Raw genomic sequence first — 15,941 nt, 5'->3', positions numbered from 1 at the left:
TTCTATTACCTATATACGTGAACCCTTTAAATTTATTTCAATTAACCAATTATTGTATAATTATATCGTGTGCGATATAAAAAGGAGGATTCATATGAACAGTGTTTATGATTTTGAAGCAAAGAAAACAAACGGTACTACACAGTCATTAAAAGAATACGAAGGTAAACCTCTCCTCATCGTCAATACAGCCAGTAAATGTGGCCTGGCTCCACAATTTAAAGGACTTCAGGAATTATACGAGAAATTTAACAATAAAGGCTTTGAAGTGTTAGGCTTCCCTTGTGATCAATTTAATAATCAGGAATATGACGATATCAATGAAACTACGCAGTTTTGCCAAATAAATTATGGTGTCACATTCCCAATGTATGCAAAAATAGATGTAAACGGAGACAATGCTGAACCACTGTTTCACTATTTAACGACTCAGCAAAAAGGATTTCTAAGCAAAAAAATCAAATGGAACTTCACCAAGTTTTTGATTAATAAAAAAGGTCAGGTTGTAGAACGGTACGCGCCAACCACCGCTCCCGAAAAAATAGAAAAAGATATTATAGCCGAACTGGAAAAGTGATTCGTTATGGAAAATGTTCATACATTAAATAATCAGCTATGCTTTGCTCTATATGAGACAGCAAATGAATTTACAAGACTTTATTCTCATGTATTAAAGTCTTTTGGTTTAACGTATCCTCAATACTTAGTGTTAGTGTGCTTATGGGGAAAAGATTGTATCCCAATGAAGGAGCTCGGGAAAAAATTAAATATGGGGATTGGGACGTTAAATCCAATCATCTCCAGAATGCAGCAGAATGAATGGCTGATTAAAGAGCGTTCTAGGAATGACGAGCGAATTGTCCTTATTTCCCTTCAAGAGAAAGCTCATAAGAAAAAAGAGGATATCATCCATACTATAGCCGCCAAAATAGAAGAGTGTGGTTTGGATATGGACGAATATGAAGTATTAATGGAGTATGTAAGCAAATTGAATACAAAGTTGAAAAATCTTTAAAACAAAAAAGCTGCCTCACATGAGACAGCTTTTTATCAATCTACTATTATAGGTTTTCTGTATCAATTTTATTTTTTTGATAAGGTTTAGCAGTTAAAGGATCTACTTCTTCCTCTACTAATGTTGAATCCTGCATAGTAGTGCGATCTAAAGGAGTAGTCGCATTATCGTCATGTACTAATGGATTGCCATCGCGATCGACACGTACATCTTCTTTTTTAACAGTATCTTGAACAGTTTTTGTATCTGTTACTTTTTCTTTACCAATCACAATTTCATCCGTTACTACTGCCTTTTTTGTAACTTCTAATCTTTCCTCTGTTACCGGAATACGAATTTCTTCATTATCCGTGATTGCGCCCATTTGATCTGCATAATCGCGATCTGTTACTTTACGTCGTTCAATGTAAACTTCTTCATGGTCTACTGGTACTTCTATTTCTTTCTGTGTTTCAGTTACTTCTTTATTAACGACGACTTCACCAGTTTTCACTTCATTTTTATTAACATCTAATCTTTCTTCACGAAGTTTAATTCTTCTCTCTTCATCAGTTAGTGCATGGTCATTCGTCATGCGGTCAGTCGTATTAAGTGCAGTGGATGCATTTGCTCCGAAATTCACATCTTCTGTGCGATCCATTCCGACCGTATCTCCAAGTAGTGAATCTTGATCAATAAGAACAAGTACTTTTCCATTATTCACATCTTCTGCATAACGTGCACTTTCTTCATGTGTAAAACCATAATCCGTTCTCAATGTTTCTTCTACTGGATTATTAGTATCTAATGTGAAGAATTTTGCTACTTTATCCATGAAAGAATCTTCATTATTTGATACTGTTTTAACATCTTTATCTAAAGTGTAATTATCCATCATGCCCAGTTTATCTGCCTTGTCAGCCATTACTGTAATATCAGAACCATCATACCCTTTAGCTTTCAAACTATTAATAGCCTGTACAACTTCTACGCTCTCTGTGTAAACTCCATATACTGTTTTATTCATTATTAATTCCTCCTAGTAGTTTTTATTGGATGATTGTTGCTTCATAGTTAAAATATACCCGTAGTAGAAATCACTAAACAGGAAATGATTTAACAGTTACCCTGTTAGACCCGTTTCTTTTTGTTGCTTATATGGAAGGTTTTCTTTTTCCAATGAAAAAAATTTTTTTATTGAAAGCCCTTTTTTAAAGGGAAGAAAGCTATCATTACATCCAATCATTCATTTTTATGGAGGAGAATAAGTCCAAACTAGCAGCAAAAGAAAATTTAAAAATATCCCTAAACTTTGGGGAGTTAATCTATCTATACGAATCAGTCTTCTTCTATAAAAAAAGAGAGCCAACCTGGCTCTCTTAATCTTTCAATACGTTATTTAAAAACACCTGATCGACTATGTCCATAACTTCTATCGAATCCTGCCAGGTCATCATAGGACTTTCTAACATTCCCTCTTGAAGACAGCGGCCTACTTCGCGTATTTGATATTCAAATCCAGTAAATTCAAACGGCTCTTCAATCGTCCATTCTCTTTGAGGAGTGGTAATGGTCGCAGATTGCGCATTTGAGAAATAGGGTATGTAAATACTACCTTCTGTCCCTAAAAGACTTGCATCCTTACGAGTATTCGCTCTAATCGTACAATAAATTTGAGCAAATGTTCCATTTTCATAGCTTAATTGAATTGTCCCATTTTCATCTACGTCGGTTACGCCATATTGTAAGGAACTTTGAATAAATGCTGGTTTAGTTCCTAGTAAATAAGCACAATATGAAATAGGATAGATCCCGATGTCTAAAACTCCTCCACCGCCTAATTCACGATTAAAAAGGCGTCCTTCTGGATCAAATTCCGCATTAAATCCGAGTTCTGCCCGCATGAAAGTAGGTTTTCCAATGACGCCTTCTTGGACGATTTTCCTTATTTCTTTATTAACAGGCATGAAACGTGATTTCATTGCCTCCATAAAGAAAACATTCTGTTCTTTTGCAACAAGAACGATCTCTTCTATTTCGGCTTTATTCATCGTAACAGGCTTTTCACAAAGCACTGCTTTTCCATGTTTTAGACAACGAATGGCGTTCTCTTTGTGAAAAGGATGTGGGACAGCAATATAAATGGCATCAATTTGTTCATCTAGCATTAATTCATCATATGTACTATAGCAGTATTTTTCATCAACCTCGTATCTGCGACCAAATTCGAGAGCATTTTCTTTTGTCCTGGAAGCCACTGCTTTTAAATTTGCTCCATCCATCTTTTTCACGGTGGTGGCAAATCGTTCAGCAATTGAACCAAGCCCAATAATACCCCATTGAGTTGTTTTCATAAAATCCTCCATACGTCATTTATTTAGAATATTTATATTCATTATAATACAAATTGTCTGTAAATATCGATTGCTGACAATAAAAAGAGTACACCATATGTGATGTACTCCTGACTCTAATAATTATCTAGCTAGAATGTAATCTCAGTCTTTTACTTTATTTTATTCCCTTTTATTTGTACCTAAAAGCTCAATTGCTTCTTCTTCACTTATAACCGGACGATGGCAAATAAAATTCTCACAAATATAATAGGTCGTTTGTTCATCTACTATCGAATAATCTGCAGCAAAGTCAGCTATTCCTGAGAAAGAAGCGGAATCTTTATTTACTAAATAGGTTAAATGTGGGTGAAACTCTTTTTGCAGATGAGAGATGAATTTGTTCTTTCGATCCTGATCACCTAATACGATTACTTCTTTCATATTCATCTGGGTCGTAATATAAGCCATTAACATATAGGTATGGCCCATTGGATAATGAATCACATCATCGCTGAATGCATCAAAAACCTTTTGAACTTTCTCTTCTAATGAAAACTCCCCTGTTAAACGAGCCAAACGTAGCATTTGTAAAGTAGCTACACTATTTCCGGACGGTAAAGCTCCATCATAAACATCCTTTGGACGGATCAATAACTCTTCATTATCCTCTCCATAGAAAAAGAAGCCGCCATGATCCTCATCCCAAAATAGATCATTCATTTGATTCGTGAGCATTTTTGCTTTTTCGAGATAGGATAAATCAAAGGTTGTTTCGTACAGCTCAATATAGGACCAAAGAAGATAAGCGTAATCATCAATAAATCCTTCCTGTTTAACTTCGCCTTCTCTGTAACGAACCATGACTCTGCCGTCCTTGATTAAGTTCTGTTCAATAAACTGAATAGCACTTTTAGCTGCATCAAGCGCTTCCTGATGATCATATACTCTAGCCGCTTTCGCCAAAGAAGCAATCATCAATCCATTCCAGGCAGTTAGGATTTTGTCATCCTTATGAGGATGCACCCGCTCCTCACGAACCTGAAATAGGATCTCTCGTGCTTTTTCTAATTGTTGACGAACTTCATTTGCATCTAAGTCATTATGGGCAGCAAATGAATCAATCGGTTCACGGATCAGATTAGGAATATTCTCACCTTCAAAGTTTCCTTCAGGCGTAATATCATACACAGCACAGAATAATTCTGCTAAATCCTCGTCTAAATGATCAAATATTTCAAAGTAGTCCCATATATAAAATTTCCCTTCAACGCCTTCTGAATCAGCATCCTCCGCAGAATAAAAACCGCCGTCAGGATGTCTCATGTCCCGCAGTACATAGCTAATGATTTGTTTTGAGACTTCTTTCAATGAGGCGTCCCCAGTTACTTGATACGCTTCTGTATACGCAATTAACAGCATCGCATTGTCGTAAAGCATCTTTTCAAAATGTGGAACCAAGTATAGTTCATCAGTGGAGTAACGCGAAAAACCGAATCCGATATGATCGTAAATTCCACCTCTTGAAAGTCCTTCTAATGTTTTCAATGCCATATTTAACGCTTCCTGGTCATTGGTCATATGGTAATAACGCAGCAGGAACATTAAATTATGCGGAGTAGGAAATTTAGGAGCTGAGCCAAATCCACCATACTGTTCATCAAATACTCGTTTAAATTGTTGAAAAGCTGCATTTATAGCAGCCATCGTTAATTTCTCATTGGATGACTCCTGCTTCGTCGGCATAATCGCATCTTTAAGTCGTTCGCCGGTCATTTTTATTTTATGAGGATCATTACGGTACGTATCATACAGTTGAGTTACGACATCGATGATGCCCGGACGTCCGTATCGACTGGTCTTTGGAAAATAAGTGCCTGCATAAAAGGGAACCTGATCAGGCGTCAAAAATACATTGAGCGGCCAACCACCCTGTCCCGTCATCACCTGGCACACGGACATATAAATAGAATCCAAATCTGGCCGCTCTTCCCGATCTACCTTTATCGAAACAAACCGCTCATTAATAATCGCAGCCACTTCTTCATCTTCAAAACTTTCCTTCTCCATCACATGACACCAATGGCAAGTCGAGTAACCTATACTTACAAACACAGGTTTGTTCTCCTGTTTCGCTTTCTCAAAAGCCTCAGGACCCCATGGATACCAATCTACAGGGTTATAAGCATGCTGCAAAAGATAGGGTGATTTCTCATTTATCAGTCTGTTTGGCTTAGATTTTTGATCCATATCGTTCATGCTCCTTTCGAAATCAAAATAATATTTTACATAAGTTTACCTGTCCACTTATCACGTTATGGATATAAATTATCCTCTATATACCATACACATCTTTAATTAGTATAAACTTAATCGCATGATTTATTGATTAATAAAAACTTTTAAGCAATAAATAAAAAGGCATCCTGATTGGATACCTTTTGATAAGTTTTACATGACCCTAATGACAAGTCGGGTTACCTATATTATCGAACACAGAAAAGCATCAGAACCCCATAGAAAGTTTTAATTAGTGCTCATAGTACTATTTGAAGGCTTAATGTATTTCCGTTTCTGTATCAATAGCAGTTTTGGTGAGTCATTTAAAGATTTGATCTATTTAACCCCTCCATACAGACCATTTATACATTACTTAATTTCTCAGGGATTTTATTTCTCATACTAATCTTACCTATTTTAAAAATGTGTTGGAGCAACTCTCCCCTTGTTCTGTCTTACTATTTTCTTGAATCATACCTTTTTTATAAGGATCGCATGTTACATAATTATTGTCCCATAAAAATTTAGAGGGGTTCGTAGCTTTTTGGATCAAAGAGTTTGAGGTATAGTTAATCTATACATATGTCCATATTTTAGGAGGCTTCCTCAATGTCAGAACAACCAATAGAAGTAAAGTTAGAAAGGATAAAAATTAACGCACATCTTTGCCAAGAATACCTATCACCAAAAGAGTATAATCACTTACTAGCAATTGTAGAAATGATGGAAAACGATCTGGATAGGAAGGGTAAATGGAATAAATATGATTATGAGGAACTAATGTCAATACGTTCCCTTACAAGTAAACGAATAGTAGCAGCTCAAACGAACGAGGCACGAGGTGTTGATGTAGAGTCAGAGATTAAGAGAATCCAGGATTTCAACAATGGAGTCAAAAAGAGGGCCAAGTCTTTGGTTGCGGTATCAGTGTCTGTTTTTCTCCTCATTGTGGCTGCGTTTATTTTAAACATGGTATCTGAAAGCTATTCTTCATTAAGTAAATACCAGGATTGGGTAGTTTTGAGTATACCGTGCCTTATCACTTGTTACATGATCTATTTGAAAGACTTCCAGGTTGGAGAACATTGGGAACATTTAGATCGCCCTATAAAGGTGGTATGGTGGATAATCTTTGTTTTTAACCTGTTTAGTTTAGTATTTAACTCTTTTAACTTAATGGAATGGTAATATCGGTAATGTGATAGTTATGATGTAGGACGATTACTTATGTATGGTATGCTTTTTTTCGTTACATAAGTAACATCAAGCGGAACTTTCATCGTGACAATTCTTAGGAATTTGGAAATTTAAAGTCTTGAGATTTCGACTTTGGTTATGTTTTGATTTTTAGTAACTCATTCGTAGAATTGACTCAATTTGGAAAAACAAAAATGAACGGAGAATTTATTCCGTTCATTATTTAAAGTATTCTTTTACAAAGGCTTCTTCTTCAGCAGGGGAAAGTAATCCGGTAGCTTCTCCGAGTGTTCCACCTTGAAGTTTCCAAATCGTGTTATGAGCTTCCACGGCGTTCGAAAAGTCACCTTTCAACCATAAGTCAATAATTACACGATACTCTTTTTCGTGTTCGTAATCGTTATTTTTTAATAATTCGTCAACTTGTTTGACATTTGCTTCGGTAGCAGGCATGGCTCCCCATTTTTCTTCCGCATGAACTTTTTGATGTGACATTTGGTGTATGGCATCTTGAACTGCAAATTCAGAATCACCGATTTTATCAGGATTTTTCTTCGCAAATTCTTCGACTACTTCATTTGTTTCAACAATAGCAACTGCTTCTTTTTCGCTTCCTTCTTCGTACTGTTCAATAGGTTTTTGAGTTTCATTGTAATTTGTAACTTTACCCATTACCCAAAACGTTCCATATAAGACAAGCCCGCAAGCTATAACGATTCCAAAAATCCAATATAATGCTTTTTTCATATAATTAACCCCTTATGTAAAAATAAATACTTAGGAAGCGGGACAGAATTTTGCCCTTATCTTCGTTCTTCTATCCTCTTAAATGGACAAAACGGAAAATAATTCAACCAATTTGACGCACTTAATTTACTTGCTTCGTGTGAGTTTTCACACCGTTTTTCTATATTCAGATTTTCACAAGATTGGAATGAAACAGAAAACTTATGTTTGTTCCTGATATTTCATAATTGAACTGTTTACCACCTTTACAGATAATACCATAAATTCCCTTAGATGTATTCTTGTTTACTTATGTATATTACTCATAATTCGCAGGATATTTCTGGGGGATATTTTCTAGTTTTCCTCTAACTCGAAAATACCGTTATCATATAATTATTCCACCAGCATAAATACTTACTTCTATTACGTATCTTCGGTCTACCTTAACTCGGCGCCAATTATTTCATGGGTAAATGACAAGGTTCTGTACATTTCACTCTGCCATAATGCTTAATTGAAATCTAAGGAATCATTCTTAACTATGGCATCTTAGTTTTTATTTCTTACACCCAACTTGCCATAGTAGAAACTTTATATAGTAGGAGATGACTATTATAAATTCAAAGATTATAAAAGGATTATTTTTATAACGTTCACCTGTTAAAAATACATATAAGAGATATATGGTATAATTAACCAATATTAATATGAATAGAATACGTACATAAATAGGAGGAATATATATGTATACGTTTAAAGGATGGAACATTGAAACAAGAAGCAAAGCTAACCTAAATGTGATTATTGATAAAAATGATAATCATTTTGTCGTTTTCGATGAAGATAAAGATCCTATCGTGTGGATGCGTCCTTCAGAAAATGGGGATGGGATAGTGATTGATAAAATGGGATGGGGCACTTCGGTTGATTTGCTACATGAAGATAAGAAAGTCATCATAACATACTCTGCCCTGGAAGGTGACGAGGAAGAAGAATGAAAATGCCTTCAACCTTTTTCTTATGCGACTCCTTACTTTAACACGCATTACCAATACATCTACGGATTCCTATATAAAATAAGGAACTGCTCAAGAGCAGTTCCTTATATAAAAATAATACTAGTTCTTCTTAATAAATCTCTACGGCTACATCTATATCAGCAATATTTTCTAATGATATCAGCTAATGTTCGATCAAGAGTGCTCAGTTCTGATTGGTTGAAAGAGAATTTGACAAAAGTTTCATCCATGTTTAATGATTCAGCCAAAAAGCTTGAGAAGCCCCGGGCTCTCCTATCTACCTGAAGTAATACTCTTGCTTCGTTTTCAGTTAGCTGGAACACAGCTTCTAGTTCATCCAGTTTTCGTGCAAATTCACCGGATATAGGCTTGAATTCAAATTCCTGAACAAATGGCAAACCGTTTTTGAAATAGGAGGGAGTCTTCTCACAATCTACCTGACGCAGTCGGAAGCCTATCCTTTGTACAGCATCTAGGAAACCTGACACAAGCGGATGAGGTTTGATCTCCAGAAAATCTTTATCTTTAGGGTCGATTGCCATTTTAATATCCAAACCAGTCTGAATCCAAATGCGCGTCCTTCCCATTGTGACAGGTGCTTCATATGGGATTTTCATTTGGAATGGCACCACTTTATCCTCATTCGCAGCAATGGTAAATGACTCAGTTAACAATATTTTATCCAAGGCGACAGAGCGGCTTATTCTTTTATCGTCAATTTCCACTTCATAATCAGTCATTAACGTTAAATAGATGGCATCAATAACCTGCTCACTTTTTCCACCCTTGATATAAACTTCTCCTTCAATCGTTTCCCCTACTATGAAACTCTTTTTCGCTAGCCTCGTATCCACTTTGGCAGCGCCGATTCCTATAGATGAAAGCAGTTTATCAAACATGTAAATCCCTCGTTTCCTGATTATATGTCTATTTTACTATACAAATAGCGGATAATAACACTCTGCAAATAATAATGAGCATCATTTTCCTAATTAAACAGAAAAATGAAGGCAAACTACATTTTTTAGTCTATTTCTTGCCAAGAAAATCTCATACCTACCACTTTCATCTTAATAATGATTTAATTTCTAATTCACTGCCTTTTTTACTAAATCATATTCTCTTAAGAATTAGGTTCTTAAACGTAAAAAAAGCGATCCCTTTTACGAAGAGATCGCTTCATTCTCAAGTGGTTCTTGCTCCATATATTTATAATGTTTAAAAGAAATCGCAAAGCCGGTTGTATTCGTTGAACTTTGTACGCTCACAAAAGCCTCATATATTTCTGTAATGCTATTAACTAGCCAGAGCCCAATTCCGGCACCACCCGTTTGTTCTTTAGCACGATTTGTTCGATAATATTTACCGAATATTTTTCCAATATTATTATACTCAATGCTTGAATCAGAGTTTACAACATCAATGATTACCCGTTTATCCTTCTCCTTCTGTAATTCGCGAATACCAATAAAGATTGAGGAGCCATCTTTAGAGTATTTAATGGCATTATCAAGCAAGTTCCTTATCATTAACTCGATTGAACCTGGGTCAATCCATATATGTATTTTAGGGTGAATATGATATTTGAAATGAAATTGTCGGTCAGGATATTTTTCCTTATATTCTTCGAAAATCGGTTTGATTTGCTTGACGGGATTCAGCCAGCTATCCGGAGGAGATCCTCCTAAATAATACATATCATAAATGATTTTAATACTAGATAATAACGAGGTGATATTTTCTGTTTCATTTATGACCGATTGAAGTCTATGTTTCAATTCATCATCCGCTTCAGGTAGCATATCCTCTATCAATTCTAGTTCATTCTTTATATTATGAGCTGGATTTTTAATTTCATGAACCATTTCATCAAGGAAAGATTTGGTTTCTTTAATCCCATCCTGCAGCTCCAACATCGTTGTATTCACTGCGTCAATCGTTTTTTCTACTTCTGGTGTAACAGGCTTTTTGTATACGAAACTCTCTAGGTGAAATCGTGACATTTTCATAAAATGGTCTCTCATTTTTAGTAAAGGGGTATAGTAAAGATTTTTCATAATTTTATAGTTAATGAAAATAAAAAGCACTGAAAGACTGATGAATAGCAAACATTGATAGATGACTACTTTGAATTCCGGCAATAGAGCTTGACTAACATTACGGTAAGCAAAGATCTCACCCTTAAAAGTATCTGTATTAACTTCATGGCCAATTTTAATCAGAGTAGAGTTGCTTTCATTAAATAATTTCATATCCAAATTTTGATCAATAAACACATTATAGACATCTCCTAGGTCGACATGCATTAATAATTTGTTTAACAATAGGAGTAAAAGGCCATCGATGCCATCAACGTCATCATGCAGTACCGTTGTGTCCTTATAATATAATGCCTTTGACTGAGTATCTTGATTATAAACATAGATATACTCGTTTTCTTTTGGAATAGATTGCAAAAAGTGAGTTAATTCTTCTATATCTAGTTTCTTTTCATATAAAGCATGTTCTAGCCAAATATGAGTTGGGAATAATTCAGATGCCTCTTTGCTAAAGAGAGTCGACATCCTGTTATAACCAAATAAAACAGTGGTAATAAACACCAGCGAAATAATTGAAAAGTATGCAAATTGCTTTAAAACTCGCTGATTATTTATCAAATTCTTTTTAAAACTAATCATTTTATATCTTAAGTGTTCCTTTCGCCTTTTAAATTAACAGAGGATTTCATTATATCAAAACAATAAATTTTTATTATATGTATATAATTCCAGTCACTTCACTAAGTACAGATATTTTCCTATATTAAGAACTCAGTAAAAATATGATTATGAAAGCAAAATAAAACGCCGCTCCGATTGGAAAGACGTAATTAAAGGGATATCTACCTTATTAAATCATTTTACAAATAGATAGAGGTATACACTATTGAAAACTTTTGTTACTTTACTGACAAGAAAAATATTCTAGTTTATACCTATACCTGCAACTAACACCAATATGACAAAGCAAACCCATGTAAAGCCATTTAAGAGGACACCGAAAGTAATGCTCACTACTTTTTTAGATAAAAAAGCAAAGACGATTCCTGCTATAGATAAGATTGTTGCCAACAATAAAAATAATCTAGGATACGCCATATTATCCGTTATAAAATAGGATAAAACTATACAGATGCCTACTGTTAATAAAGATAATTTTCCGTATTTATTCATCCCTAACCTCCATTTACAATTTAATTCTATCAATATATTGTAAAGCCCTCCCTGCGTAATTCAAAAACACTCAATTGAATCCACGACTAAAATAATCAACACAATCTTATCAATATATATTCAGGCTTCGTAAAAAATAAGCTTGGTCCAAGGGCTATGCTGCGCTAATTCTAATCAATGAAGTTTAACAATATATTCATTTTTATTAATCTATGATATCAAAGAATATTTAGATGTCCTGAGTCTTCTTTTTAAATACAAAATTAAAGTTGCCAGGATGATAACAGCATAGCCAAGTACGGCCTACAACTCAAAGACAAAATGCAAAGAAAGACTGTTTTTTGTAAAACATTCTAGAGATAGAAGTTTTTTTGTTGTTCTTATAGAATAACCATCTTTATACCCGATAAAATGATTTTTGGAGGTGGATATAACCATGAAAATGATTCAAATTCTCTTACTCAGTATTTCCCTTTTACTTATGGGTTGTAACGATAAGGAACCTTCTGCGGGAATATCCTATGATCCGACAAAAATACGAGAACATTTAAAGGAAGAACAAAAAAGCGAACCCAAATTACCAACTACATTTCCTGTAGAAATCATAGAATATGAGATAAATCCTCAGACTCATGCTGAATCTTCTGTATATGATGTACAGTTTACAGGGAAGAATGATGAAAATTTCATGCTTATGATACATACAAAAGAGGTAACATACGATGGATCACCGAATGGATATGAAGAAATCACGATTAAAAGTCATAATGGATTTTATTCAGAGGATGATTTTAGCCTCATCTGTTCATTGGACAGATGGTAATTATCACTATATTTTCGAATATCAAGTTGCCGCTTCGGGGAAAGATGCCGTTAAACTACCAAGGAAGAGATGATTAAAATAGCTGAGTCATTCAAATAATGAATAAATCATTGATTGAAACGTTCGAATATAAACCTACCCTTACCTTATCAAAATGTCCATGTAAACCGATTTAACATATCGTACAAAGTCTTTTATATATTCCCCATGAAAACTGGTCAGATCTAAAGGGAAAGTTCTATAATATTCCCTTATTCTCCATACATATCTATACAAATCACATTAAAACGAGCATTCCTTCTTTGAGCATATTTATTCCATTACCAATTTCTGTTGTTTATAATCTCTTAGAATCGGTTAATACATACATGAACGGGTTAATACTTACATCGGGGAGGCTTTTTACATGAATAAAGTTGCAATTATTACAGGTGCTGGAAGCGGAATAGGACAAGCTACAGCCCTTCGTTTAGCAAAACAAGGCATTAATATCGTAGCCGTTGATATTAATGAAAAAGGCGGAAATGAAACAGTCAAAATGGCGGAAGAATTAGGTGTAGAATCTATATTCGTTAAAGCCGATGTTTCAAAAGCTGAAGATGTGAAAAATTATGTCGATAAAACGGTTGAACGCTTTGGTTCAATTGATTATTTCTTTAATAATGCCGGCATTTCTGGCAGCGGATCTTATTTCTTGGATACTAAAATTAAAGAAATTGAACAAATTGTTGGAATCAACTTAATGGGAGCTTTATACGGTGTTTATTATGTTGCTGAAGTTATGGTGAAAAACGGCGGAGGTTCTATCGTAAATACAGCATCTAGTGCTGGTGTGATTGGACAAGATTCTGTTGTAACTTATTCTGCAACAAAACATGGGATCGTTGGTTTAACCAAGAGTATGGTTGCAGAATATGCAAAGGATGGTTTACGTGTAAATGCGATAGCTCCGGGACCTACCGAAACACCTATGGTAAAAACTTTCTATGAAGCTAATCCAGCCATGAAAGAAAATGCGACTAAAGGAATTCCGCAAAAACGATTGGGAACACCTGAAGAAGTAGCTGAACTTGTTACATTCTTATTAACTTCTGAAGCGCAATATATTAATGGTGAAGTTATTCGGATTGATGGTGGATTTACCAATACTAAATAAGATTGAATACTACTAAAGATGCTCAGAGCTAATTCTGAGCATCTTTTTAAACATATGTATTCTTCAAAAGCTCTTCTTATTCATATGTGTATCTTAATTACATCGCGTCAACCACCATTTTGGCAATTGTTCCATTTGATAGAATAAATTTATCTATATTAATGTGTGAGAAATTTTCTACATGCTCTTCTCTTTCGATTTCTACTATAGTATTTACATGTGAAGCAATTCGTTCAACCGCACATGCAATCATAAGTGATTTCCCATCAGACAGAGTTTGATTTTGAATTCTGTCATCTGAAAAGATCAAAATAGATTTCGCATGTTTGATATTGGCTTTCTTTAATACGTCTACATTCGATGCCTCACCTTTTATATAATGAATATTCCCATTCACGTAAGGAAGCTTTTCAAGCACATCAATCACAACAATTTCAGCTCTTTTATTCTGATCCAGAATTTCTTTTACCGCATTTTGTGCCTTGTGTGACCAATCTATGATCACAATATGGTTCTTTCCTTCAAACATAATTTCGCCGCCCTCTTTGCGTTTTCTATAAACAGTAAAACCTTCCATAACTTTTCCTATGAATGTTGCAAATAAGCCAATTCCAACCACATACAGAAAAATAATGGTGAATATTCTACCATCTGTTGTAGAAGGTGACATATCCCCATAGCCGACCGTTAACATGGTTGTCATTGTAAACCAGAAGGAATCCATATAGGTCGTAAATGTATCTGGCTCCAACACTCTTAACATGACTGTACTAAAGACAATCAAGCATATGGTCAATGTGGTCAATAACAACCATGACATATGTGTTAGTTTGAAATATAAATTCCGTAAAATAATCATTAAAACACCTCTTCTACCAATGAAAATCACTCTATTTATTCCATATTAATAGTTCTTTCTCTCCATTATAATATTGAACCACCTATTTAATATAGTAATAATTGGTTTTTTATTCCTTTTTTATCCGTTTGTCTAACATTCTATGTTTAAGATAGTATGAGAACATATTAGTTCTTTCTATCCATCCACCTTCCTATCACGCTCTATTACTTTTCAATTTACTATTTGATTGCATGATTCCATTTTAAAACCACCAATATGATAGATTTCTCAATATATAACCATCAACCTATCAATTGATTTGGTAGATTATGTAATATTTTGTATATAGGTATTTCTTTACAGTATGTTTTTCAACTGTTATGTTAGAGAAAATAATATATTCTTTTATGTGGGGTTACTAGTATATGGGTTAAAGCTGAATTATCTAAATAATTATCCTGCTAAGGGTTTTTTTTCTTTGTGAAAAACCACTTTAATCCATAAATCTTCAAATTTTAGGAGTTGTTATATGCATAGCATTGATAATAGCATAGATCTGTTTTTGAAAGATGTTTCAAATCACATACTTTCTTCAAAGGATCGTTTAGCCAATATTCGATTTGATGATGACACCCATACATATTCTGATGAAATCAATATAATGATACATAAATGGAGAGTAAACCTTATCGAGATATATGGTTTATCCATTATTGAAGAACAGACCGAGACCTTTACTAGCTTAAAAGAATGGGGTTTAGAAACGGTTGATTTACTTGTAAATCTAAATTTAAATCTTGATGAAGCTGTGGAAGAAGTGAGATTTTACCGCGATAAGATTGGTACAATCATCAAAGATAAAGCGATAGAAATCTCAATGAGCTTGGATGTTTTCTATGAAACCATTTCAAAATTTGATTTAGTTGTAGACAAAGCGATTCATTGGCTTAGCCTTTCGTATTCTTCACAATACTCGCAAAGGATCGCATTAGCAGAATCGACAGCTTTTGAACTTTCCATTCCTGTCGTTAGGATTACATCCAATTTAGGTATTATTCCTGTCATCGGAGTCTTGGACACTCAAAGAGCCAGCCACTTGATGGAAAAAGCTTTAGAGGCAGGCAGTGAATTTAATTTGGATTATTTAATCATAGACTTATCAGGTGTCCCAATTATCGATACAATGGTAGCCCAGCAAATTTTCAAAGTGATCGATGCACTGCAACTTCTCGGTATAGAAACCCGTCTATCTGGTATCCGCATAGAAATCGCCCAAACAATGGTTAGTTTAGGAATAAGATTCACAGCTAAAACGTTCTCCAGTTTACACTTGGCTATTAAAGATTTACTGTGACCT

The 15,941-nt window shown here is 34.5% G+C and carries 15 protein-coding genes; 7 read left to right on the top strand and 8 right to left on the bottom strand.

What is annotated here, in order from left to right; translation table 11 throughout:
* Window positions 1-94: 94 nt before the first annotated feature.
* Together AC58NB_RS08000 and AC58NB_RS07995 are read left to right on the top strand one after the other, a co-directional pair.
* Window positions 95-577: a glutathione peroxidase gene (locus tag AC58NB_RS08000; RefSeq protein WP_497426306.1), complete on the top strand. Its 483-nt coding sequence runs from the start codon at window positions 95-97 to the stop codon at window positions 575-577.
* Window positions 578-583: 6 nt separating this feature from the next.
* Window positions 584-1,015 carry a MarR family winged helix-turn-helix transcriptional regulator gene (locus tag AC58NB_RS07995; protein WP_497426305.1) on the top strand — a complete coding sequence of 144 codons (432 nt, stop codon included), beginning with the start codon at window positions 584-586 and terminating at the stop codon, window positions 1,013-1,015.
* A 46-nt stretch (window positions 1,016-1,061) separates the two neighbouring features.
* On the opposite strand, the gene AC58NB_RS07990 is transcribed toward AC58NB_RS07995, so the two are convergent.
* The 3 genes from AC58NB_RS07990 to AC58NB_RS07980 all read right to left on the bottom strand — a co-directional run bounded on the left by AC58NB_RS07990 (window position 1,062) and on the right by AC58NB_RS07980 (window position 5,577).
* Window positions 1,062-2,021 carry a YsnF/AvaK domain-containing protein gene (locus AC58NB_RS07990; protein WP_497426304.1) on the bottom strand — a complete coding sequence of 320 codons (960 nt, stop codon included), beginning with the start codon at window positions 2,019-2,021 and terminating at the stop codon, window positions 1,062-1,064.
* Between the two features lie 352 nt (window positions 2,022-2,373).
* The gene (locus AC58NB_RS07985; protein WP_497426303.1) at window positions 2,374-3,348 is read right to left on the bottom strand and encodes a Gfo/Idh/MocA family protein; all 975 of its coding nucleotides are present in this window, start codon (window positions 3,346-3,348) and stop codon (window positions 2,374-2,376) included.
* A gap of 162 nt (window positions 3,349-3,510) precedes the next feature.
* A complete protein-coding gene (locus AC58NB_RS07980) occupies window positions 3,511-5,577 on the bottom strand; it encodes a thioredoxin domain-containing protein (protein WP_497426302.1) in 2,067 nt (688 codons plus the stop codon).
* Window positions 5,578-6,216: 639 nt separating this feature from the next.
* Between AC58NB_RS07980 and AC58NB_RS07975 the strand changes: the two genes are divergently transcribed.
* The gene (locus AC58NB_RS07975) at window positions 6,217-6,795 is read left to right on the top strand and encodes a hypothetical protein (protein ID WP_497426301.1); all 579 of its coding nucleotides are present in this window, start codon (window positions 6,217-6,219) and stop codon (window positions 6,793-6,795) included.
* A gap of 228 nt (window positions 6,796-7,023) precedes the next feature.
* Here AC58NB_RS07975 and AC58NB_RS07970 read toward each other — a convergent pair whose 3' ends face one another.
* Window positions 7,024-7,551 (bottom strand): DUF6241 domain-containing protein, encoded by a 528-nt coding sequence (locus tag AC58NB_RS07970; protein WP_497426300.1) that lies wholly within the window; start codon window positions 7,549-7,551, stop codon window positions 7,024-7,026.
* A gap of 725 nt (window positions 7,552-8,276) precedes the next feature.
* Here AC58NB_RS07970 and AC58NB_RS07965 point away from each other — a divergent pair.
* Window positions 8,277-8,531 (top strand): hypothetical protein, encoded by a 255-nt coding sequence (locus AC58NB_RS07965; RefSeq protein WP_497426299.1) that lies wholly within the window; start codon window positions 8,277-8,279, stop codon window positions 8,529-8,531.
* Window positions 8,532-8,689: 158 nt separating this feature from the next.
* Here AC58NB_RS07965 and AC58NB_RS07960 read toward each other — a convergent pair whose 3' ends face one another.
* The 3 genes from AC58NB_RS07960 to AC58NB_RS07950 form a co-directional block, all read right to left on the bottom strand.
* Window positions 8,690-9,451: a sporulation protein gene (locus AC58NB_RS07960; RefSeq protein WP_497426298.1), complete on the bottom strand. Its 762-nt coding sequence runs from the start codon at window positions 9,449-9,451 to the stop codon at window positions 8,690-8,692.
* 264 nt (window positions 9,452-9,715) lie between these two features.
* Window positions 9,716-11,116: a sensor histidine kinase gene (locus AC58NB_RS07955; RefSeq protein ID WP_497426297.1), complete on the bottom strand. Its 1,401-nt coding sequence runs from the start codon at window positions 11,114-11,116 to the stop codon at window positions 9,716-9,718.
* Window positions 11,117-11,515: 399 nt separating this feature from the next.
* Complete coding sequence (locus tag AC58NB_RS07950; protein ID WP_497426296.1) at window positions 11,516-11,764, bottom strand: hypothetical protein; 249 nt, start codon at window positions 11,762-11,764, stop codon at window positions 11,516-11,518.
* Window positions 11,765-12,200: 436 nt separating this feature from the next.
* On the opposite strand from AC58NB_RS07950, the gene AC58NB_RS07945 reads away from it, so the two are divergent.
* Together AC58NB_RS07945 and AC58NB_RS07940 are read left to right on the top strand one after the other, a co-directional pair.
* On the top strand, window positions 12,201-12,587 hold the full coding sequence (locus AC58NB_RS07945; RefSeq protein WP_497426295.1) for a hypothetical protein: 387 nt from the start codon (window positions 12,201-12,203) through the stop codon (window positions 12,585-12,587).
* Window positions 12,588-12,993: 406 nt separating this feature from the next.
* Window positions 12,994-13,743, top strand: coding sequence for an SDR family NAD(P)-dependent oxidoreductase (locus AC58NB_RS07940; protein ID WP_497426294.1), 750 nt, complete (start codon window positions 12,994-12,996; stop codon window positions 13,741-13,743).
* 97 nt (window positions 13,744-13,840) lie between these two features.
* On the opposite strand, the gene AC58NB_RS07935 is transcribed toward AC58NB_RS07940, so the two are convergent.
* A complete protein-coding gene (locus AC58NB_RS07935) occupies window positions 13,841-14,632 on the bottom strand; it encodes an ion channel (protein WP_497426293.1) in 792 nt (263 codons plus the stop codon).
* A 481-nt stretch (window positions 14,633-15,113) separates the two neighbouring features.
* On the opposite strand from AC58NB_RS07935, the gene AC58NB_RS07930 reads away from it, so the two are divergent.
* Complete coding sequence (locus tag AC58NB_RS07930; protein ID WP_497426292.1) at window positions 15,114-15,938, top strand: STAS domain-containing protein; 825 nt, start codon at window positions 15,114-15,116, stop codon at window positions 15,936-15,938.
* Window positions 15,939-15,941 lie beyond the last annotated feature (3 nt).

This window comes from Pradoshia sp. TA40_28, assembly GCF_059694525.1.
Note: the sequence above shows the minus strand (reverse complement) of the source record. Positions and strands in the feature narration are given on the sequence as shown.